Consider the following 21,639-nt stretch of genomic DNA (forward strand, 5'->3'; position numbering starts at 1 on the left):
TAGTGCAATGGAGAGCGCCATGCAGGGGACCGCGCAGACGCCGTCGCAGCCCACCACCGCTTACGCCCCGACCGACCGCACCGTCCCCACCCGCTCGGCGAACCGGGCGGCGTACGACAGGGACCTGGTGCACGCGATACTCGACGAGGCCTACGTCTGCCACCTCGGCTTCGTCCGCGACGGCGCGCCGGTCGTACTGCCGACGCTGTACGCCCGGGTCGGTGAGCGGCTCTACGTGCACGGCTCGACGGGCTCGCGCCCGCTCCGGGCGGCCGGCCAGGCGGACCCGGGCCTGCCGGTCTGCCTGACCGTCACCCACGTCGACGGCCTGGTCCTGGCCCGCTCGGCCTTCCACCACTCGATCAACTACCGCTCCGTGGTGGTGCACGGGGTCGCCCGCGACGTGACGGACCCCGAGGAGAAGCGCCAGGCCCTGGACGCGCTGGTCGACCAGGTCGTACCGGGCCGCGCCGCCGACTCCCGGCCGGCCGACAAGAAGGAGCTGGCCGCCACGGCGGTGATCCGCCTGGACCTGGAGGAGGTCTCCGCCAAGCTCCGCACGGGAGGCGTGAACGACGAACCGGAAGACCTCGCCCTCCCCCACTGGGCCGGAGTGGTCCCGGTGCGGAAGACCTACGGCACCCCGATCCCCGACCCCGGCCTCGCCGCCGGCACAGAACTGCCCGACTACCTTCGAGGCTCACTGACCTGAAGGCGCGCGGGGAACGGCGCGACCAGCCGGGGACGGCTCGCAGCCGCCATCGGACGAACGCACCCGGCTCCTCCCGCGCCCCCGCGCCTCCCCCACCGCAAGCCCCGCCACCGACCCCAGCATCAACAGGGTTCCGGCCACCGTCGCCACCGTCAGCCGCTCACCGAGCAGGACAACGGCGAGCACCGCCGCACTCACCGGCTCGAGCAACATGATCACCGAGACCGTGGCGGACCGCACAACGGCGGCCCCGGCGAAATAGAGCCCGTAGGCGAGGGCGGTCGGGACAGCGGCGACGTACGCCAGCAGCGCCAGGAGCCGCCCTGGTTCCACGGTGTGCGGCACCAGCCCCTCCGCCAGCGCGAACGGCAACAGGCACAGGCTCGTGACGGCGAAGGCCCCGACGGTCGTCCCGGAGGCATCGGCTCCACCGTCCCGGCCCCACCGGCGGGTGAGCAGCGCCATCACGCTGTACCCGGCGGCCGACAGCAGCGCGAGCAGCACACCCCACGGGCGTACGGCCGTCCCCCCGCCGCCCAGCACGAGGACCGCGAGCCCCGCGAGGGCACCCACGACGGCCACGGTGTCTCCCCGGCCCAGTCGTTCGGCCAGGGTCAGCCGGGCACCGAGTGCGATGAGCACGGGCCCGGCGCCCAGGGTGACGACGGTGGCGACGGCGAGGCCGGTCGCCGGGACGGCCGCGAAGTAGGCCGTCTGGAACACCGCGAGCCCGAGCCCGGTGACCCCGGCCCGCAGCGCCCTGCGGCCGAGCGGCTCGGTCACGGCCGCCCGGGCGCGGGGCCGGACCAGGCGCACGGCGAGCAGCAGCGCCAGACCGGCGGCACAGCGCCAGAACGACAGGGCGACGGGTCCCAGGTCACTGGTCCGGTAGACCAGTGAGGCAGCCGCGCCCGCGGTGCCCCAGGCGACACCGGCGACGATCAGATAGAGCAGGCCTCGCCCGACGGGCAGGCCGGAGACGGTCTTCGACACGTGTTCTCTCCGCAGGCGCGCACGGCGCGCCGCGCGGCATCGGCGGCGGCTGGTGCGCGGAAGTTCGGGAAGAACCCCGGATCAGTGGGATCGACGGGGTCCGCGGACTTCGTCTGCGGGCAGCACCGTTCGGCCCGGCGACAACACCGGGCGCGTTTTCCGGAGGGCCCGCCTCAGGCGGCCGGAGGCGGAAGAACGAGTGCGTTCGAAGACATGATCGGCACTCTAGGCGGCCGTTCCTGGCCTGGACAACTCCCTTTCCGGGCCGCCGCTCGCCACCGGGCCCTCGGACCCCTTCGCCGGTGTCGAGGACTGCGCGATGAACGCGCCGACCAGCACGATCACACCGCCTGCGATCTGCGGCGCCGAGAGGTGCTCGCCGAGCAGGATCCAGGCCAGGACGGTGGCGATGACCGCCTCGAGACAGGCCACGACCCCGGCGACCTGCGGGGAGAGCCGGCGCACGGAGAGCACACCGGTGACGTACGCGACGACGGTGGCGACGAGGACGATCCAGGCCAGCAGCGCGATGGCGGCGACGGGTGTGCCGTCCATGCGCGCGGTACCCGTGAGCACGGACCAGTCCATGCGCCAGGGCCGGGCGACGGCGGTCAGCACGGCCGCGCCGACGAGCAGCCCGTAGGCGATGACCCCCAGTGGGTCGGGCGCCTCGTCCCCGGCGTCGCTGCCCTGGTCGGAGAGGACGAAGTAGCCGACCTGGCAGCAGGCCGCGCCGAGTGCGAGCAGCAGCCCCAGGGCGTCGAAGCCGAGGCCCGACCACACCTCGACGACACACGCGAGTCCACCCACCGCGAGGACGACACCGACCGCCGCGGCACGCGTGACGGGCCGCCGCTGCACGAACCGCACCCAGCCCAGCACCAGGGCGGGGGCCAGGTACTCGATGAGCAGCGCGACGCCGACGGGGATACGGGAGAGGGCGGCGAAGTAGCAGGCCTGGACGCCGGCGACGGCCAGTAGCCCGAACCCGGCGAGCAGTCCGGGGCGGCGGCGCAGCAGGGCACGGTGGCGCACGGCGAGCGGCAGCATCACCAGGGCCGCCCCGGCCACGCGCAGCCACACCACGTGCAGCGGGTCGAGGCCCGCCTCGATCAACGGCTTGGCCGCGACACCGGATCCGCCGAAGGCCACCGCGGAGACGAGCGCGAGGCCGAGCCCCGCGCCCCTGCCGCGCCTGCTCGCGCTGCTGTCAGACGTACGCACCGGCACATGATGACAGGACCTGACAGGAGCGTCACCCTCTATGGCACCTGTCTCACAGCCTGGACGCCGCGCGCCGCCGTACGGTCAGCGAACGGAATCGCCGCCGCCGACCCATTCCTCGGGCCGGTCGGGCCGGCCATCGAGTCGGGCGAGCACCCCGCGCGGGTCGATCCCGGCCCGTCCGAGCACCTCGACGGCGCGTGCCTGCCGGTCCACGAGGATCGCCGCGAGCAGGTCGGCCCCGCGGGCCGGTCCGCCGTGCCGGGCGGCGCGTTCACAGGCGTACTCCATCGACGCGGCGGCCAGCGGTGAGAAGCCCGCCGTCTCCGTCACCAGCGGGACGGCGCCGGAGTCCTCCACACCGCTCTGCCAGCGCAGTCCGTAACCGATGCTGCGCTGGACGAGATACCCGAGCAGTCGCGCGACCTGCGGCCCGTCACCGATGGCGGCGCGCAACTCGGGGTCGGACTCCAGTAGCGAGTGGAGCAGATGGGCGGTGTCGATCTGCCGGTCCCCGTCCCGGACCGCCCGGCGGCGGGCACCTCCGATCACCGATGCCAGCTCGTCACCGAGCCTGGCATCGTTCTCCGCGCGGCGGCTGCCGTGCTCATGGGCCGACTGCCGGGGGATGGGGCGTTGCACACCCCACACCCCATCAGTCCCGAGAGCCCGGGGCATCCTCGGAGCGAAGCATTTTCGCGTCCCACAGGAAGTGGACTTCGCCGACCGGAATCTCCTCCTCAAGGAGGAGATCAGACCCTTGCGCCCGAGACGACCCACACTTCTGACAGTTCGTCAGTATTGAACATTGCGGCTCACCCGGCTACGTTCCGCGACACTCAGCCCGACACGAAGAGGTGTACGCATGGCCGAAGTCAGCGCGGAGGCACGCATTGGGGCACCGGCCGAGAAGGTGTGGGCCAAGCTCACCGACTGGCCCGCGCACGGCGAGTGGAACGCGACGCACACCAGCTTTCCCTCGGGCGGTCCCGAGCCCCTCGAAGTGGGAGCCGCGTTCCAGGAGAACATGAGGCTCATGAACTTCCCGGCCGAGGTGGAGTGGACCGTCGAGGAGCTGGAACCGGCCCGGCTGCTCGCCATTCGCGGCAAGGGCCCGATGGGCGTGACGGTGGCGACGCGTTACACCCTCACACCCGACGGCTCGGCGACGACGGTCCGCATCGACGGCGAGTTCACGGGCGCGGCGGTGTCGCTGATGGCGGGCAAGCTCAGGGACTCGGGCACGGCGGCCCTGAACGAGTCGCTGCGCAAGCTGGGCGGGCTGGTGACCTGACCGCCCGGCACGCCGAGGCGCCCCCGGATCGCTCCAGGGGCGCCTGCTCCACGCGTGGCTTGCCCCGCGAAGGGCTGAACCTCAGTCCTCGTCGGCGAGGATCAGGTACAGCTTCTTGCGGGCTTCGTTGATGACGCCGAGCGCCTTCTCCCGCTGCTCCTTGCTGCCGGTCTTCCAGACCTGCCCGAAGGCCTCCATGAGCCCGAAACCGGCCTGGCGGATCTCACCGAGGGCCTCCCAGTCGACCCCGCGGGAGGCCTCCTCCCAGGGCGCCTCGGGCCCCTCGTCGGCCGCGGCACGGCCCGCCTCGGTGAGCGAGAACAGCTTCTTGCCGCCCTCGGACTCGCTGATGATCAGCCCTTCGTCCTCCAGCAGCTGGAGGGTGGGATAGACCGAGCCCGGACTGGGCTTCCACGCCCCGCCGCTGCGCTCGGCGATCTCCTGGATCATCTCGTAGCCGTGCATCGGCCGGTCCTTCAGCAGGGCCAGGATCGAGGCCCGCACATCGCCGCGCCGGGCCCTTCCCCTCGGCCCGCCACGCCCTCGGCCACCCCAGGGGCCGGGACCGAAGCCCGGACCACCGGGCCCTCCCCAGCCGGGACCGCCGGGGCCACCCGGCCCGAACGGACCGAAGGCCGCGCGCAGCCCCTCGAAACCGCCCCGGCCGTGCCGCGGTCCGCCATGTCCATGCCCGTGCTCGAAACCATGGGTACGCATCGCAACCACTCTCCATTCCATCGTTGATCTGTCGCGATGCTTCAACGATATATCGGAATAGTTCGCCGGACAAGACCGGTCTCACTGGCGCGCCCCTGGCCTCCGGCCGGCAAACCAGGGCCAGCACTCTCGAATTGGCCTTGGTTCGCGCCTTCGCGGAGCCTCTAGCGTCTGGGCATGCGGATTCGAATCGTCGACGCCTTCACCGATCGCCCCTTCTCCGGCAACCCGGCGGGAGTACTGCTCCTGAACGACGCGGACTCCTTCCCGGACGACAGCCGGCTCCAGGACATCGCCCTGGAGGTCAACCACGCCGAGACCGCCTTCGCCCACCCCCTCCCCGAGGGCGGCGAGGCCGACTGGGCGCTGCGCTGGTTCACGCCGGCCACCGAGGTCGCCATGTGCGGCCACGCGACCCTGGCCACCGCCCACGTCCTGCACACCACCGGCGCCCACGAGGGCCCGGTGCGGTTCGCCACCCGCAGTGGCGTCCTCGTCGCCACGCCCGCCGGCGACGGCTCCGTCACGCTCGACTTCCCGACGGCTCCGCTCTCCCGGGTCGCTTCTCCGGACGGCCTGGCCGAGGCGCTGGGCGCCGAGCCCCTCACCGTCCTCGACACCGGCCCGAACATCGGCGACCTGCTGGTCGAGATCGCCGACGAGAAGTCGGTGCACGGCCTCAGGCCGGACCTCAAGGCCCTCGCCGCCCAGTCCGAGCGCGGTGTCATCGCCACGGCTCGCGCGCAGGACCCCGCCGGAGGCTACGACTTCGTCTCGCGCTGCTTCTTCCCGAACGTGGGCATCGACGAGGATCCGGTGACCGGCAGCGCCCACACCGCACTCGCCCCGTTCTGGTCCGAGCGCCTCGGCCGCCCGGTCCTCACCGGCCTCCAGGCCTCGGCCCGCTCCGGCCGCGTCCGCACGGAGCTGCGCGGCGACCGCACCCTGCTGAGTGGCAGGGCGGTGACCGTCATCGAGGGCGAGCTGCTCGCCTAGAACCGGCGAAGGGGCGTACGACACCGTCGTACGCCCCTCCCTCGACCGGTCAGGCCGTCGGCAGCCACCCCACCTTGCCCGCGAGCAGCGCGTATCCGACGAACGCCCCGATGTCGAGCAGCGAGTGAGCCACCACCAGCGGGCCTACGCGCCCCCAGCGCCGGTACAGGTAGACGAAGACGACGCCCATGGCCATGTTCCCGATGAAGCCGCCGATGCCCTGGTAGAGGTGGTACGAGCCGCGCAGGACCGAGCTGCCCACCAGGGCCGCCGTCGGAGTCCAGCCCAGCTGACCCAGGCGGCGCAGCAGATAGCCGACGACGATCACTTCCTCCAGCACCGCGTTCTGGATCGCCGAGAGGATCAGCACGGGGTACTTCCACCACACGGCGGGCAGCGCCTCGGGCACCACGGTGAGGTTGAAGCCGAGGCCGCGGGCGCCCAGGTAGAAGGCGATTCCGGTGCTGCCGATGACCGCCGCGATCGCCGCGCCGCGGCCGAGGTCGGGCCAGGGGCGGGTGCGGTCGAAGCCGACGGTGCGCAGGCTCGCGCCCTCGCGCAGCAGGAAGTGCGCGACGAGGGCGACGGGGACGAGCGCCGTGGTGATCCCGAAGAGCTGCCAGGCCAGGTCGAGCCAGGGGCGTCCGGGCGCGGCCGAGGCGTTCATCGTGGCCGCCTGGTCCCTGAGCCCGCCCGGCTTGGTGACCGAGCCGATGAAGCTGATCAGCGCGGAGACTCCGCTCGCCCCCAGCGAGAGCGCCAGCACGAGCAGCGTCTCGTTGCGCAGCATCCGCCGCGAGAGCCGCTGCTGGGGGATGGAATCGTCGCCCACCGGGGTCGCCTCCGCCTGCACACCTGCCTCCACTTCACCGACCTGTCGGATCAGTATGGCGGCAGCGGCATGTCACCCCGGCGGCGGTGTCAGCTCAGCGCCACCGGCTCGGGCAGCCCCACCGGCCAGCTGTGCACAGGGTCTCCCTTGTGCATCAGCTCGCGGTAGCGCCGGGTCGTGGCAGCCAGCGCGTCGTCCCGGCCGAGGCCCGCGTCGAGGGCCTGGTGGAAGGTCGCGGCCTGCCAGCTCGCCCCGTTCACCCGGCGCCGGCACCGCTCCTCGATCACGCCCAGGTACAGGTCGCGGTCGGCCGGCTCGACGCCCCAGGCGTCCAGCCCGGCCTCGGCGAGCGGCAGCAGTTCGTCGCGGATCAGACTCACCGCGTCGACCTGCGTGGTGCCGCCGTACCGGCCGCGGCGGGGCCAGGTGAAGCGGGCGTCGATGCCGTCCTTGCACGCGGCGTCGAAGTTGGCGGCGGCCGCCTCGAACGGCAGCCGGGTCCACACCGGCCGGGGCTCCTCGGCGAGGGCGCGGACGACGCCGTAGTAGAACGCCGCGTTGGCGACGACGTCGATGACGGTGGGACCGGCGGGCAGGACGCGGTTCTCCACCCGCAGGTGCGGGACGCCGTCGGCGACGCCGTAGACCGGGCGGTTCCAGCGGTAGATGGTGCCGTTGTGCAGGACGAGCTCGGCGAGCGCCGGGGTGCCGCCCTGGTCGAGCACGTCGAGCGGGTCCTCGTCGTCGCAGATCGGCAGCAGCGCCGGGTAGTAGCGCAGGTTCTCCTCGAAGAGGTCGTAGGCCGAGGTGATCCAGCGCTCCCCGAACCAGGTACGCGGCCGGACGCCCTGGGCCTGGAGTTCCGGTGGGCGGGTGTCGGTGGACTGCTGGAACAGCGGCGGCCGCGACTCGCGCCACAGCTCGCGGCCGAACAGGAACGGCGAGTTGGCGCCGACCGCGATCTGTGCGGCGGCGACCGCCTGGGCCGCGTTCCACACGTCGGCGAAGCGGGACGGGGTGACCTGGAGGTGCAGCTGCACGGAGGTGCAGGCGGCCTCCGGAGCGATGGACTTCGAGGTGCAGCTCAGGTGCTCCACGCCGTCGATGTCGAGGGTGAACTCCTCCCCGCGGGCGGCCACGATCTGGTCGTTGAGGAGGGTGTACCGGTCGACGTCGGAGAGGTTCGACGAGACCAGGTCGTCCCGGTCGAGGGTCGGCAGAATACCGATCATCACGATTCCGGCGTCGACCTCACCGGCTTTTCGGTCGGCATATGCCAGTGACGTACGGAGTTCCTCCGCCAGCCGGTCGAATACCCGGCCGTCGATACGGTGTGGAGGAATGTTGACTTCCAGGTTGAACATGGCGAGTTCTGTTTGGAAATCACGACTGGCGATACGTTCAAGGACCTGTGCGTTCAACATTTTCGGCATGCCGTCGGCGCCCGCGAGATTCAGCTCGATCTCCAGCCCCATGAGGTTCTTGGGGCGATCGAACCGCTTCTCCGCCAGGAGCCGCTCCAAGCTCGCCAGGCACCGACGGAGCTTGTCGCGGTAGCGCTGGCGATCGGACAGGTCGAACTGGCCTGCCACGACCTTCTCCCCCATCGATGCGTCCCTCCTCAGATGATGCGGGCCGAAGATCCGGCCGCCGGGGTCCCGGTCAGGTGGAGGATGCCCAGCAAAAGCGATCGATAACGTCCCGGAGGGGACCGCGGCCCGCTACGCTGGCCACGTGTAACCGGTGGCACATTCACTCGGCATGACGCAGAGGCCCGGTTTTCGGGTACCGCGAACTCGTGAAAAACGCCGACGAGAATGGGCCGACCGCCTCGCGGACATTCACCGAGGTCACCGCCTCGCACCGCCCTCTGAAATCGGGATAATTCTCGCGTATCGCCGACCGAATGTACCCTTGTTCTACTCACCGGAAACGGCTAGACGAAACACAGTCTGAACCCGTGTCGTATAAACTCCGCGAACAAGGCAGAAGGTTGGCGCCCACGGTCGACGGGTCCTGTCGTCGAAGCGAGTTCGGCGGACCCCACCCCCCTCTCGTTCTGGAGACCCGGCCCCTGCCTCCGCCCACCCTCGTGAGCTGACAGCGCCGTCCGCCCCCGCCCTCGCGCCACCGTGCCTTTTGAATGAGAGGCGACCCACCATGCCGCTGCATGTCCCTCCGGCTCCCGCGCCCGCACTCCGTTCCGTCCTGACTGCGCTCTCCTCGCCCACCGCGGTCCGCGAGGCCCGAACCCCCTCCCTGCTCCGCGCCCAGGGGCCCGCCACTCCCGAACTCCCGCTACCCGTCCACGTCCTCGACCGGGTCACCGCCGAGGGCGTGTCGGCCACCCGGCTCGCCGGATGGCGCTTCCTGATCCGCTGCGGCGAGCGGGCCGTGGCCGCGGCGGAGACCATGCTGACCCCCGACGGCTGGGCCTTCTCCCACTTCTTCGAAGGCCCGTACATCACCTCCACCGAGCACGCCCTGCGTCAGGCCGAGACGATGCCGCAGCCGTACCAGCCCCGCCTGCTGTCAGTGCCCAGCCTGTACATGCTGACGCTCTGGCTGCACGAGGACTGCACCGCGGACGGCGCCGCCGGCCATCCCGCCGCCACCGACCTGCTCGTCCCGCTGGCACCCGCTCCTCCCGGCATCGCGGCCCACCGCCCGCACCGCGTCGCCGAACTGCTCCCGGTGCTGACCCATCGGGCGACTCCCACGAGACTGCTCGGCTCACCCGCCTGAAACGCCGCCCCGCGAGGTTTCCCGCACCCCGTCGCCGGATTTCCGGCGGCGGGGTCCGCTTTTATCGCTCGTACGAGCGCCGAATAGCTCGTACGAGCCGTAAAAGGCACCTGGCCCGACCGGACTAGCCCCATCCGGCCACCGCGAACCACCCGAAGTGACAGTCCAGTTGGGATGAACCGTCCGCGCGGGTGACGCGTCATGAACCTGTGAGAAGCGGTGCCGCGAAATCCCTGCGGATTGACGCCCGTGGGGCAACACTGGGTTCCGACGACTTAATGACAACGGGGGGCGGCCATGAACGATACTTCTAGCCGCGGAACAGACAAAACAGCCGACACAGCCGATTCAGCGGACTCGGTCATCTCATCCACCACGACAGAGCGAAAGATCCCACCCATGTGCCAGCACCAGACACCGTGCCCTTCCGTCGACTCCGCCGACCGGGAATCCGCCCGCCTCGTGGCGCACCACCCGGAGCAGGGATGGAGCCTGCTGTGCAACGGCGTGGTGCTCTTCGAGGACACCGGTGAGCTCCTGCCCGACGGCCGGGTCATCGACCCGCACCGTCCGCTGGCCGGCAGCCAGGTGATGACGGCGGCCTGAGAGCCGCCGGGCGGAGTGCCGTCCGCCCGCAGACAAAGAGGGGCCGGCCGCAGCTCGATTGCGAACCGGCCCCGACGCATGTCCGGGCGCCGTCACTGCCTGTCACCCCTCGCGACTTCCCGTCCATGGCCCGTACGCCTTCCCACGGATGCCCGTTTTCCGGAAGACTCCTGGAAGTTTCGCGGTCGTACGTCGACGGAGGTGGGGCAAGTGGCAGCACGTGAGGCCGACACCGGGGGCAAGGTCACGATCACGGAGATCGCCCGGCAGGCCGGCGTCTCCGTACCGACCGTGTCCCGGGTCGTGAACGGCCGGTCCGACGTGTCGCCGCAGACCCGGGCCCGGGTCGAGGACCTGCTGCGCCGGCACGGCTACCGCAGGCGCGCCGCGTCCCCGGGCACCCGTGCGGCCCTGCTCGACCTGGTCTTCAACGACCTCGACAGTCCCTGGGCCGTACAGATCATCCGGGGGGTCGAGGAGGTGGCCCACGCGGCCGGGGTCGGCACGGTGGTGTCGGCGATCCACGGGCGGTCGGGCGACGCCCGCGAGTGGATGCGCAATCTGCGGGCCCGTGCCTCCGACGGCGTCATCCTCGTCACCTCCGCACTGGAGCCGACGCTCCACGAGGAACTGCGCATTCTCGGCGTCCCGCTGGTCGTCGTCGACCCGGCCGGCTCGCCCGCCCTGGAGGCGCCCACCATCGGCGCGGCGAACTGGTCGGGCGGCATGGCGGCCACCGAGCACCTGCTCGCACTGGGCCACCGCAGGATCGGCCTGATCGCCGGCCCGCCGCGGCTGTTGTGCTCCCGGGCCCGGCTGGACGGCTACCGCGCGGCCCTGGAAGGCGCCGGCATCGCGCTGGACGAGTCTCTCGTCGTGCCAGGGGACTTCCGTCCCGAGTCCGGCTTCGCCGCCTGCGAAGCGCTGCTCGGCCTGCCCGAACCGCCGACCGCCGTCTTCGCGGCCAGCGACCAGATGGCTCTCGGAGCGATCGAGGCGCTGCGCCGACGCGGGCTGCGGGTGCCGCAGGACATGAGCGTGGTCGGTTTCGACGATCTTCCGGAAGTCCGCTGGTCGGCTCCGCCGCTGACCACCGTCCGCCAGCCCCTGGCCGACATGGGCAAACTGGCCGTCCGCACGGTCCTCCGCCTCGCCCGCGACGAACAGCCGGACTCACCCCGGGTGGAACTGGGAACGGACCTGGTCGTCAGGGCGAGCACGGCACCACCTCCCCCTCGCCCAACAGGCCGTCCCCCAACGGGGCGATGACGTCGTCCCGGCAAGCGCCCCACCAGCCCTCGTACGGCGGGGCGCACTCGCCCCGCTACTTGCCCCCGAGCGCTCCACGCAGCGCGAAGTACGCCGGCTTCGGGCGCAGTTGCTCGTCCCACGGCAGGGCCGCGCCCTCGCCCGGGAAGAACGCGGGGATCCACGAGTACTTGTCGGTGTAGTCCCAGACGGTGATGCCGACACAGCGGCGCACCGCCAGGCACGCCTCGGTCAGGTCCCGGTACCACTCGGCCTGCTGCGCCAGCTTCTCCTCGGTCGCGGGCAGCTGCATCCGTACGTCGACCTCGGTCAGCGCGGTGTCCAGCCCCAGCCGGGAGAAGCGGCGGAGGTTGTCCTCCAGGGTGGTGGGATAGCCGTACTGGAGGGCCAGATGGGCCTGGAGGCCGATGCCGTGCAGCGGGACACCTGCGGCCTTGAGCTCCTTGGCCAGCCGGTAGTACGCGTCGCTCTTCGGGCCGATCCCCTCGATGTTGTAGTCGTTGAGGTACAGCCTGACGCGCGGATCGGCCTGGTGCGCCCAGCGCAGCGCGTCGGCGATGTAGCCGGGCCCGAGCGTCTTGTAGAAGACCGACTCGCGGTACGTACCGTCCTCGTTGAACGCTTCGTTGACGACGTCCCAGGCGAACACCTTGCCCCGGTAGTGCCGTACCTCGGTCTGGATGTGCTTCTTCAGCACGGCCCTGAGCTCCGGAGCCGTCCACTCCCGCCCGGTCAGCCATCCGGGCAGCTGGCTGTGCCAGACCAGGGTGTGGCCGCGCACCTTCTGCCGGCCCGCGCGGGCGAGGTTCACGATCTCGTCGCCCTGGGAGAAGTCGAACACGCCCTGTTGCGGCTCGGTCGCGTACCACTTCATGCCGTTGCCGGGCGTGATCTGGCCGAACTCGCTGCCGAGCAGGGCCTTGTACGGTTCGTCGACGAGCTCGGGGTTGTCGGTGGCGCTGCCGAAGTAGCGGCCGTGCCGCTGGGCGAGGTCGGCGAGGGTCGGTTCCTTGCCGTGCCGCTCCGCCGCCTGTACCGCGGGCCCGGTGGCGATGCCTCCGGCCACGAGCACGGCGGCGAGCGCCCCGGCGAGTCCGAGTCGTATGGCGGTCCTGCGCATGGTGCGACTCCTCACGATCAGGTGGGTCGGTGAGCCGGACGGTCGCGGCGCGTCAGCCCTTCGTCGCGCCGGCGGTGAGGCCGCCGACGAGCTGGCGCTCGGCGACCGAGTAGAAGGCGAGGGCGGGGACCATGGCCAGCACCAGATAGGCGAAGACCTTGGCGTACTCCGCGGAGTACTGCCCCTGGAACTGCTGCACACCGATCGGCAGCGTCCACCACTGCGCGTCGGTGAACACCAGCAGCGGCAGGAAGAAGTTGTTCCAGCTGGTGACGACGGCCAGCACCGAGACGGTGCCGAGCGCGGGCCGCGCCATGGGGAGCAGCACCCGCCAGAAGAAGCCGAACGAGCTGCATCCGTCGAGCGTGGCCGCCTCCTCCAGCTCGCCCGGGATCTGCCGGAAGAAGCCACGCAGGATGATGATGGTCATCGGCAGCCCGAAGGCCGCCTGCGGGAGGATCACACCCAGGGGGTTGTCCAGCAGGTCCAGGGAGCGCAGCAGCAGGAACAGCGGCAGGGCCGCGACCGCGAACGGGAACATCAGCCCCATCGTGAACAGCGTGAACAGCACCTCCCGGCCGCGGAAGGCGAACCGCGCGAAGGAGAAGGCCGACAGCGCGGAGACGGCGACGACCAGGACGGTCGTGCCCACCGCGATCAGCGTGCTGTTGCCGATCAGCCGCCAGAAGTCCCCCGAGCCGAGGATCTGCGTGTAGTTGGAGGTGACCCACGACTCGGGCAGACCGACGGGGTTGCGGGAGAGCTCATCCGTGGACTTGAAGCCGGAGAGCACGGCGTAGAGGAGGGGGACGGCCATGCCCGCGCCGACCAGGATCAGGACGAGGTGCAGAGGAAGGTTCTTGCCCCGGGGGGCCCTGCGAGATCGCTGACCGGCCGTCATTTTCCGTCACCCCGCATGGTGGTGGTGGCCCCTTCCAGGTCGCGCCGGAGCACGAACCGCTGGTAGGCGAGGGCGAAGACGAGGCTGATGCCGAACATGACCACGCTGATCGCGCTCGCGTAGCCGACCTGGTAGCGCTTGAAGCCGTACTGGAACATGGTCACGGCCATGGTCTCGGAGTGGTGGTCGGGGCCGCCCGCGGTGGTCACCCACACCAGGTCGAAGAGCTGGATCGACCCGATGACCGCCAGGAAGACGCTGATGCGCAGCGTGGGCGCGAGCAGCGGCAGCGTCACGTTGCGGAACCGCTGCCAGGGCCCGGCCCCGTCGATGAGCGCCGCCTCGGTCAGCTCCCTGGGGACGGCCTGGAGCCCGGCCAGGTACAGCATCATGTGGAAGCCGAAGTACTTCCAGGTCATGACCAGGAACAGGGTCGCCATCACGGTGGACGGGTCGGCGAACCACTCCCCGCCCAGCCCGTCCAGTCCGATACGTCCGAGGAGCTGGTCGGCGAAGCCGTCGTCCGGGGCGAAGATCATGCCGAACAGGACGCCGGTGATCGCCTCGGACAGCACGTACGGGGCGAAGAACAGCATCCGGTAGACCGCCCGGCCGCGCATCCGCTGGTTGAGCAGGACCGCCATGGCGAGTGCGAACGGCAGCTGGAGCGCGAGCGTCAGGACCACCAGGACCAGGCAGCGCCACAGGTCACCGAGGAAGACGTCGTCCTGGAAGAGCCGGGTGAAGTTCTCGCCGCCGACGTAGTCCGAGGGCATGCCGAAGCCGCCCCAGCGGAAGAAGGCGGTGTACAGGGCGAACAGCATCGGCAGCAGCACGAGCCCCATGAACAGCACCAGGGCGGGCAGCTGGAAGCCGACCGCGGTCAGCCAGTTCAGCGCGCGGCGCCGGGCCCTCCCCCGGGGCCGGTCCGCGACCGGGGGCGGCAGGCCGGGGCCGGGGCCGGTCCGTTTGTCCGGCAGGAACGTCGAGGTCATCGCCGGCTACTGCTCTTCCTTCGCGGTCTTCGTGACCGACTGGGCGACCTGCTCCGGCGACTTGGAACCGGAGATGAGCGCGGCGACGCTGTCGTTGATCTCCTGGCCGACGGCGGGCGCGTACGCCTGGTCGAGGTAGAGCTGGAAACCGGTGGCCTTCTTCAACTGCGCCTGTACGGCCTTGATGTTGGGGTCGGCGATGGCGCTCTCGGCCGCCGGAACGACGGGCAGCACGCCGGTCTTCTTCACCAGTTCCAGGTCGGTGGCCTCGGACGCGAAGAACTTGAGGAAGTCGACGGCTTCCTGCGGCGCGCCCCGGCGCAGGGCGTGGCCGCCGCCTCCGCCGAACACCTCGGTGATGGCGCCCTTGCCGCCCTCGACCGCGGGGAAGGGGAAGAATCCGAGGTCCTTGCCCAGGCCCTTGCCCGCGTCGGCCTGCACCACGGGCGCCCACTGCCCCATGAGCTCCATGGCCGCCTTGCCGTTGCCGACGGCGGCGGCCTGCCCGGTCGGGGAGGAGTAGGCGGCGCCGAGGTAGCCCTTCTGGAACGGCTGGAGGCCGACGAGTTCCTCGAGGTGCTCGCCCGCCTCGACGAAGGGCGCGCCGGTGAAGTCCTTGGCGTCGTAGGCCTTCTGCAGCGCCCCGGCGCCGGCGGTGCGCATCGCGAGGTAGGCCCAGTAGTACATGCCGGGCCACTTCTCCTTGCCGGCGAGCGCCAGGGGCGTGACGCCGGCGGACTTCAGCTTGCGCACGGTGTCGAGGAAGCCGCTCCAGGTGGTCGGGGGCGCGCTGATGCCGGCCTTCTTGAAGAGCGCCTTGTTGTACCAGAAGCCGATCATGCCGATGTCGAACGGGACGCCGTAGACCTTGTCGTCGATCAGGTACGGCTTCTTGGCGACCGGCAGCAGGGCGTCGCCCCAGGGCTTGGTCCTGTCGGTGAGGTCCTCGACGAGTCCGGCGTCGACCTGCTGCCGCAGTACGCCGCCGCCCCAGGTGTGGAAGATGTCGGGCAGCTTCCCCGAGGAGGTCAGGGCCGTCATCTTCGACTTGTAGGCGTCGTTCTCGAGCTGGACGATCTTTACCTTGACCTTGGGGTTCTGCGCCTCGAACTTCCGGGCGAGAGCGGCCCACACGCTCTTGGTCGGCTGGGTGGTGGAGATGTTCCACCACTCGATGGTGGTCGTCCCCGACGACCCTCCGTCCGAGTCCCCGCCGCATGCGGTCAGTGCCGTCATCCCCAGACCGGCAGCGGCGGAGGCCGCCAGGAAGCCGCGGCGGGACAGTGCCGGGTCGGCCATCATGCGCTCCTCGAAAGTTTCGGCTCAGATTCAGAAAGCTGCGTTGATGCCGCACCTTAGAGACAGCGGCCAAAGGGTGACAACCCCTCGGCATGAGGCAATCTCCAGTCCCTGAAGGGACGTTGACCGGTGGGCGAAACATTCGATTTGCCAGACGAACGTTACGGAGGAAACACGCTCCCGATCACACAGGGTGTTCATCGCGGGCCGGCCACGGATCGACCGCGGCCGCCGCTCAGCCGCACCGGCGGGCGGCTCGGCAGCCGCGTCACACACCCTCAGCTCGCGTTTTCGACTCGCTGACCGCCCCCGGCCGGGGCGCTCGGGCCCAGTCTTAACGGAAGCTTGACGCGCTCGGGCCCCTCATTCAGAGGCCACTGCATCACGCTCCGCTTACGCTGATCGGGCCGTCCAGGGATGGCCGGAACCACGCTGAACCACATCGGGAGCACGTCGATGGCCACCACCGAGCACCGGCCACCGAGCCGTACGGAGCCCGCCCCATCCAGCCGCCTGCGCGCCTGGATGCTGGAGGGCCTGTCCGACATGGGCAAGAGCCGCGGCCACACCGGTCCTCACGCCGAGCCCGAGCCCCCGCACAAGGGGCAGCCCTGGTGGCGGGTGATGTGCCTGACGGGTGTCGACTACTTCTCCACGCTCGGGTACCAGCCGGGCATCGCGGCCCTCGCCGCCGGCCTGCTGTCACCGATCGCGACCATCGTGCTGGTGATCGTCACCCTGGCCGGCGCCCTGCCGGTGTACCGGAGGGTCGCCGAGGAGAGCCCGCACGGCGAGGGTTCGATCGCCATGCTGGAGCGGCTGCTCTCCTTCTGGCAGGGCAAGCTGTTCGTCCTGACCCTGCTGGGCTTCGCCGCCACCGACTTCCTCATCACCATCACCCTGTCGGCCGCCGACGCCTCCACTCACCTGGTCGAGAACCCGCATCTGACCGACGTCCTGCACGACAAGCAGCTGCTGATCACCCTCGTCCTGGTGGCCCTGCTGGGCGCGGTGTTCCTCAAGGGCTTCCTGGAGGCGATCGGCGTCGCGGTCGCCCTGGTGGGCATCTACCTCGCGCTGAACGCGGTCGTGGTGGTCGTCGGCCTCTACCACGTCGTCACGGCCGGTCATGTGGTCACCGACTGGTCCAGCGCGCTCACCGCCCAGCACGGCAACGTGTTCCTCATGATCGGCGTGGCCCTGCTCGTCTTTCCGAAGCTGGCGCTCGGCCTCTCCGGCTTCGAGACCGGTGTGGCCGTGATGCCCCACGTCAAGGGCGACCAGGACGACACGGAGGAGCGGCCGACCGGCCGCATCCGCGACACCAAGAAGCTGCTCACCACAGCCGCTCTCATCATGAGCGTCTTCCTGATCACCACCAGCTTCATCACCACCCTCCTCATCCCCGAGAAGGAGTTCCAGCCGGGCGGCCCGGCCAACGGGCGCGCGCTCGCCTATCTGGCCCACGAGTACCTCGGCAACTCCTTCGGCACGATCTACGACATTTCGACGATCGCCATCCTGTGGTTCGCCGGCGCCTCCGCGATGGCGGGGCTGCTCAATCTGATGCCGCGCTACCTGCCCCGCTACGGCATGGCCCCGCACTGGGCGCGCGCCGTACGGCCCATGGTCATCGTCTTCACGCTGATCGCCTTCCTGGTCACGTGGATCTTCGACGCCGACGTCAACGCCCAGGGCGGCGCCTACGCCACCGGTGTGCTGGTCCTCATCAGCTCCGCCGCGATCGCGGTGACCATCGCCGCCCGCAAGGCCCGGCAGCGGAACTGGACCATCGCGTTCGCGGTCATCTCCGCGGTGTTCCTCTACACCACCGTCGCGAACGTCATCGAGCGCCCGGACGGCGTGAAGATCGGCGCCTGCTTCATCGCCGGCATCATCCTGGTCTCCCTGCTGTCCCGGCTGGCCCGTGCCTTCGAACTCCGCGTGACCAGCGTGACGCTGGACCCCATGGCGGAACGTTTCGTCCGGGACATGGCCAGCCGCCGGATGCGGTTCATCGCCAACGAGCCCGACCGACGGGACAAGGCCGAGTACCGCGACAAGATCGAGCAGATACGCAACGACAACGATCTCTCCGAGCAGGAGGACTTCGTCTTCGTCGAGGTCACGGTCACCGACCCGTCCGAGTTCGAGGCGAGCCTGACCGTACGCGGCGAGGTGCTCCACAACCGCTACCGCGTGCTGACGCTGGAGTCTTCCTCGATCCCCAACGCGCTGGCCGCGCTCCTCCTGCACGTCCGCGACACGACCGGCCGCACCCCGCACATCTACTTCGAGTGGACCGAAGGCGGCCCCTTCGCCAACTTCCTGCGCTTCTTCCTGTTCGGCCAGGGCGAGGTGGCCCCGGTGACCCGCGAGGTCCTGCGCGAGGCGGAACGGGACCGGAAGCACAGGCCGAGGGTGCACGTCGGCTGAACGCGACGCAAACGCACGCATATCCGGCGTATGGCATGCCCCGGGCTACCGTGCACCCATGAGTCTGAGCATCCGCAACCAGCTCCCCGGCACCGTCACCGCCGTCACGCCGGGCGAGGCCATGGCGACGGTCAAGGTGCGCCTCGCCGGCGGCCAGAACCTCACCGCGGCGATCACCCGCGAGGCCGCGGACGACCTCGGCCTCACCGCGGGCAGCGCCGTGCGCGCCCTGGTGAAGTCGACGGAGGTCTCGCTGGCCGTCGCCCCCGTCGAGGGCCTGTCCATCCGTAACCGGCTCCCGGGTACGGTCACGGCCGTCGCGACCGGCGACGCCATGGCCACCGTCCGGATCACCGTCGAGGGCGGCGAACTGACCGCCGCGATCACCAGGGAAGCCGCCGAGGACCTCGCCCTCGCGGCCGGAACCCCCGTCGTCGCCCTGATCAAGTCGACCGAGGTGTCACTCGCCGCCGAGTGAGCCGGGGAACGGCAGGAGGGGCCCTGCCGACAGCGGAGCCCCTCCCTCTGACGGGTCGGCCGGTCAGTCCTCGTACGCGTCCAGCGGCGGGCAGGAGCAGACCAGGTTCCGGTCACCGAAGGCCTGGTCGATACGGCGCACCGGCGGCCAGTACTTGTCGGCGGCAAAGACCCCGGCCGGGAAGACGGCGTCCTCGCGGCTGTAGGCGTGTTCCCAGTCCCCGGCCAGCGTGCCGGCGGTGTGCGGGGCGCCGCGCAGCGGGTTGTCGTCCGCGGGCCACTCGCCGGAGCCGACCTTCTCGATCTCCGCGCGGATGGCGATCATCGCCTCGCAGAACCGGTCCAGCTCGGCCAGGTCCTCCGACTCGGTCGGTTCGATCATCAGCGTCCCGGCGACCGGGAACGACATCGTCGGCGCGTGGAAGCCGTAGTCGATCAGCCGCTTGGCGACGTCGTCGACGCTCACCCCGGTCGCCTTGGTCAGCGGCCGCAGGTCGATGATGCACTCGTGCGCCACGAGCCCGCCGGGGCCGGTGTAGAGCACCGGGTAGTGCGGCTCCAGACGCTTGGCGACGTAGTTGGCGCTCAGCACCGCCACCTGTGTGGCCCGCTTCAGTCCCTCACCGCCCATGAGCCGGACGTACGCCCACGAGATGGGCAGGATGCCCGCGGAGCCCCACGGGGCCGCGGAGAGGGGGCCGACGCCGGTCTCCGGGCCCGCCTCGGGCTGCAGCGGGTGGTTCGGCAGGTGCGGCGCGAGGTGCTCGCGCACCGCCACCGGACCGACGCCGGGGCCGCCGCCGCCGTGCGGGATGCAGAAGGTCTTGTGCAGGTTCAGGTGCGAGACGTCACCGCCGAAGTGGCCGGGCTTGGCGAGCCCCACCAGCGCGTTGAGGTTGGCCCCGTCGACGTAGACCTGGCCGCCCGCCTCGTGGACCTGGCCGCAGATCTCGGAGACGTGCTCCTCGAACACACCGTGCGTGGACGGGTACGTGATCATCAGCACCGCAAGCTCGTCCCGGTGCTGCTCGATCTTCGCCCGCAGGTCCTCGACGTCGATCTCGCCGTCCTCGGCGGTCTTCACGACGACGACCTTCATGCCCGCCATCACCGCGCTCGCGGCGTTGGTGCCGTGCGCGGACGACGGGATCAGGCACACCGTGCGCTGCTCGTCCCCGTTGGCGCGGTGGTACCCGCGTACGGCGAGCAGACCGGCCAGCTCACCCTGCGAGCCGGCGTTCGGCTGGAGGGACACCTTGTCGTACCCGGTGACCTCGGCGAGACGGTCCTCGAGCTCCCGGATCAGCGTGAGGTAACCCGCGGCCTGCTCGACGGGCGCGAAGGGGTGCAGCTGACCGAACTCGGGCCAGGTGACCGGCTCCATCTCCGTGGTCGCGTTGAGCTTCATGGTGCAGGAGCCCAGCGGGATCATGCCGCGGTCGAGCGCGTAGTCGCGGTCGGCGAGCCGGCGCAGGTAGCGCAGCATGGCGGTCTCGGAACGGTGCTGATGGAAGACGGGGTGCGTCAGGTACTCGTCGGTGCGCAGCAGAGTCTCCGGAAGCACCTCCTCCGTGGCCGCGTCCAGCGCCTCGACGACGCCCTCGACGCCGAAGGCGGCCCACACGGCACGCAGCTGGGCGCGGGTGGTGGTCTCGTCGCAGGCGATCGAGACGTGGTCGGCGTCGACCAGTCGCAGGTTGACCCCGTTCTCCTGCGCGGCGGCCACGACGTCGGCGGCCCTGCCCGGCACCCGCACCGTCACGGTGTCGAAGTAGGCGCCGTGCACGACCTCGACCCCGCCGTTCTCCAGACCGGCGGCGAGGACCGTGGCGTACCGGTGGGTGCGCCGCGCGATGCCCTTCAGGCCCTCCGGCCCGTGGTAGACGGCGTACATGCCGGCCATGACGGCGAGCAGGACCTGCGCCGTGCAGATGTTGCTGGTGGCCTTCTCGCGGCGGATGTGCTGCTCACGCGTCTGGAGCGCGAGCCGGTAGGCCTTGTTCCCGTCGGCGTCCACGGACACCCCGACGAGCCGCCCCGGCAGGCTGCGCGCCATCTTCTCCCGCACCGCCATGTAACCGGCGTGCGGCCCGCCGAAGCCCATCGGTACACCGAAGCGCTGCGTCGTCCCGACCGCGATGTCCGCGCCGAGCTCGCCGGGGGACTTCAGCAGGGTCAGCGCGAGCAGGTCGGCGGCGACGGTGACGATCGCCCCGAGCTCGTGCGCCTGGTCGACGACCGGCTTGATGTCCCGTACGGCCCCGGAGGCGCCCGGGTACTGGATCAGCACGCCGTTGATCTCACGCTCGGCGATCTCGGCCGGGATGCCGTCGCCGAGGTCGGCGACGACGACCTCGACACCGGTCGGCTCGGCCCGGGTCCGGATCACCGCGACGGTCTGCGGCAGCGCGTCCGCGTCGACCAGGAACAGACCCTTCTTGTTCTTGCCCAGACGCCGCGACAGCGCCATGGCCTCGGCGGCCGCGGTGCCCTCGTCGAGCAGGGAGGCGCCGGAGGTCGGCAGCCCGGTCAGGTCGGCGACCATGGTCTGGAAGTTGAGCAGCGCCTCGAGCCGCCCCTGCGAGATCTCCGGCTGGTACGGCGTGTAGGCCGTGTACCAGGCCGGGTTCTCCATGACGTTGCGCATGACGACCGGCGGCGTGAAGGTGCCGTAGTACCCGAGACCGATCATGGAACCGAGGACCTGGTTGCGGTCGGCGAGGGAGCGCAGTTCGGCGATCACCTCGGCCTCGCTGCGGGCGCCCGGCAGGTCGAGCGCCTCGGCACTCTTGATCACGGCCGGAACCGCGGCGGCAGTGAGCTCGTCGAGCGAGCCGTAGCCGACCTGGGCGAGCATCTTGGCGCGGGCCTCGTGGTCGGGGCCGATGTGGCGCTGCTCGAAGGGGACTGCCTCTTCGAGCTCGGAGAGCGGAATGCGATGGGCGGTCATTTGCGGAGGCCTCCTGGTCTGACACGACCTTCGAGGGGCACCACGGCGCGGGTACCCGGACGGCCTCCCCCTC

Annotated in this window: 19 protein-coding genes; 8 read left to right on the plus strand and 11 right to left on the minus strand. The window is 70.7% G+C overall.

Features of this window, described 5'->3' with window-relative positions; genetic code table 11:
• Positions 1-19 precede the first annotated feature (19 nt).
• A complete protein-coding gene (locus ABZ016_RS30620) occupies positions 20-712 on the plus strand; it encodes a pyridoxamine 5'-phosphate oxidase family protein (RefSeq protein WP_356919944.1) in 693 nt (230 codons plus the stop codon).
• Here ABZ016_RS30620 and ABZ016_RS30625 read toward each other — a convergent pair.
• The 3 genes from ABZ016_RS30625 to ABZ016_RS30635 all read right to left on the minus strand — a co-directional run bounded on the left by ABZ016_RS30625 (position 701) and on the right by ABZ016_RS30635 (position 3,571).
• Positions 701-1,705: an EamA family transporter gene (locus tag ABZ016_RS30625; RefSeq protein WP_356919945.1), complete on the minus strand. Its 1,005-nt coding sequence runs from the start codon at positions 1,703-1,705 to the stop codon at positions 701-703. The genes ABZ016_RS30620 and ABZ016_RS30625 overlap by 12 nt on opposite strands.
• A gap of 225 nt (positions 1,706-1,930) precedes the next feature.
• On the minus strand, positions 1,931-2,935 hold the full coding sequence (locus tag ABZ016_RS30630) for an EamA family transporter (protein ID WP_356919946.1): 1,005 nt from the start codon (positions 2,933-2,935) through the stop codon (positions 1,931-1,933).
• A 78-nt stretch (positions 2,936-3,013) separates the two neighbouring features.
• Positions 3,014-3,571: a Clp protease N-terminal domain-containing protein gene (locus tag ABZ016_RS30635; RefSeq protein ID WP_356919947.1), complete on the minus strand. Its 558-nt coding sequence runs from the start codon at positions 3,569-3,571 to the stop codon at positions 3,014-3,016.
• Positions 3,572-3,794: 223 nt separating this feature from the next.
• Between ABZ016_RS30635 and ABZ016_RS30640 the strand changes: the two genes are divergently transcribed.
• Positions 3,795-4,223: an SRPBCC family protein gene (locus tag ABZ016_RS30640; protein ID WP_356919948.1), complete on the plus strand. Its 429-nt coding sequence runs from the start codon at positions 3,795-3,797 to the stop codon at positions 4,221-4,223.
• 81 nt (positions 4,224-4,304) lie between these two features.
• Here ABZ016_RS30640 and ABZ016_RS30645 read toward each other — a convergent pair whose 3' ends face one another.
• Complete coding sequence (locus ABZ016_RS30645; RefSeq protein WP_356919949.1) at positions 4,305-4,940, minus strand: PadR family transcriptional regulator; 636 nt, start codon at positions 4,938-4,940, stop codon at positions 4,305-4,307.
• Between the two features lie 177 nt (positions 4,941-5,117).
• Here ABZ016_RS30645 and ABZ016_RS30650 point away from each other — a divergent pair, with 177 nt between their 5' ends.
• On the plus strand, positions 5,118-5,936 hold the full coding sequence (locus tag ABZ016_RS30650) for a PhzF family phenazine biosynthesis protein (RefSeq protein WP_356919950.1): 819 nt from the start codon (positions 5,118-5,120) through the stop codon (positions 5,934-5,936).
• A gap of 49 nt (positions 5,937-5,985) precedes the next feature.
• Here the strand turns inward: ABZ016_RS30650 and ABZ016_RS30655 are convergent, their stop codons facing one another.
• Entirely contained in the window at positions 5,986-6,789 is an 804-nt protein-coding gene (locus tag ABZ016_RS30655; protein WP_356919951.1) for a type II CAAX endopeptidase family protein, read from the minus strand.
• 68 nt (positions 6,790-6,857) lie between these two features.
• Complete coding sequence (locus tag ABZ016_RS30660; RefSeq protein WP_356919952.1) at positions 6,858-8,375, minus strand: glutamate-cysteine ligase family protein; 1,518 nt, start codon at positions 8,373-8,375, stop codon at positions 6,858-6,860.
• 553 nt (positions 8,376-8,928) lie between these two features.
• Between ABZ016_RS30660 and ABZ016_RS30665 the strand changes: the two genes are divergently transcribed.
• The 3 genes from ABZ016_RS30665 (at position 8,929) to ABZ016_RS30675 (ending at position 11,388) form a co-directional block, all read left to right on the plus strand.
• Positions 8,929-9,513: a hypothetical protein gene (locus tag ABZ016_RS30665; protein ID WP_356919953.1), complete on the plus strand. Its 585-nt coding sequence runs from the start codon at positions 8,929-8,931 to the stop codon at positions 9,511-9,513.
• Between the two features lie 399 nt (positions 9,514-9,912).
• A complete protein-coding gene (locus tag ABZ016_RS30670; protein WP_345665770.1) occupies positions 9,913-10,119 on the plus strand; it encodes a DUF5999 family protein in 207 nt (68 codons plus the stop codon).
• A 210-nt stretch (positions 10,120-10,329) separates the two neighbouring features.
• The gene (locus ABZ016_RS30675; protein ID WP_356919954.1) at positions 10,330-11,388 is read left to right on the plus strand and encodes a LacI family DNA-binding transcriptional regulator; all 1,059 of its coding nucleotides are present in this window, start codon (positions 10,330-10,332) and stop codon (positions 11,386-11,388) included.
• A gap of 55 nt (positions 11,389-11,443) precedes the next feature.
• Here ABZ016_RS30675 and ABZ016_RS30680 read toward each other — a convergent pair whose 3' ends face one another.
• From ABZ016_RS30680 to ABZ016_RS30695, 4 genes are read right to left on the minus strand one after another with little or no spacing between them, the layout of a single operon-like run.
• Positions 11,444-12,508, minus strand: coding sequence for an endo-1,4-beta-xylanase (locus ABZ016_RS30680; protein ID WP_356919955.1), 1,065 nt, complete (start codon positions 12,506-12,508; stop codon positions 11,444-11,446).
• Positions 12,509-12,560: 52 nt separating this feature from the next.
• Positions 12,561-13,409: a carbohydrate ABC transporter permease gene (locus tag ABZ016_RS30685; protein WP_356919956.1), complete on the minus strand. Its 849-nt coding sequence runs from the start codon at positions 13,407-13,409 to the stop codon at positions 12,561-12,563.
• Positions 13,406-14,404, minus strand: coding sequence for a sugar ABC transporter permease (locus ABZ016_RS30690; RefSeq protein ID WP_356919957.1), 999 nt, complete (start codon positions 14,402-14,404; stop codon positions 13,406-13,408). Before ABZ016_RS30690 ends, ABZ016_RS30685 begins: the two co-directional genes overlap by 4 nt.
• Positions 14,405-14,410: 6 nt before the next feature.
• Positions 14,411-15,703, minus strand: a complete 1,293-nt coding sequence (locus tag ABZ016_RS30695) for an extracellular solute-binding protein (protein ID WP_356919958.1) — start codon at positions 15,701-15,703, stop codon at positions 14,411-14,413.
• A 456-nt stretch (positions 15,704-16,159) separates the two neighbouring features.
• Between ABZ016_RS30695 and ABZ016_RS30700 the strand changes: the two genes are divergently transcribed.
• Both ABZ016_RS30700 and ABZ016_RS30705 read left to right on the plus strand, forming a co-directional pair.
• Positions 16,160-18,139 carry an amino acid transporter gene (locus ABZ016_RS30700; RefSeq protein ID WP_356919959.1) on the plus strand — a complete coding sequence of 660 codons (1,980 nt, stop codon included), beginning with the start codon at positions 16,160-16,162 and terminating at the stop codon, positions 18,137-18,139.
• Positions 18,140-18,197: 58 nt separating this feature from the next.
• Positions 18,198-18,617, plus strand: coding sequence for a TOBE domain-containing protein (locus tag ABZ016_RS30705; protein WP_356919960.1), 420 nt, complete (start codon positions 18,198-18,200; stop codon positions 18,615-18,617).
• A gap of 63 nt (positions 18,618-18,680) precedes the next feature.
• Here the strand turns inward: ABZ016_RS30705 and gcvP are convergent, their stop codons facing one another.
• Positions 18,681-21,566 carry an aminomethyl-transferring glycine dehydrogenase gene (gcvP, locus tag ABZ016_RS30710; protein ID WP_356919961.1) on the minus strand — a complete coding sequence of 962 codons (2,886 nt, stop codon included), beginning with the start codon at positions 21,564-21,566 and terminating at the stop codon, positions 18,681-18,683.
• Positions 21,567-21,639: the final 73 nt, after the last annotated feature.

Origin of the sequence: Streptomyces sp. NPDC006372 (assembly GCF_040612515.1) — a bacterium.
In the GTDB taxonomy this organism is placed as follows: Bacteria; Actinomycetota; Actinomycetes; order Streptomycetales; family Streptomycetaceae; genus Streptomyces.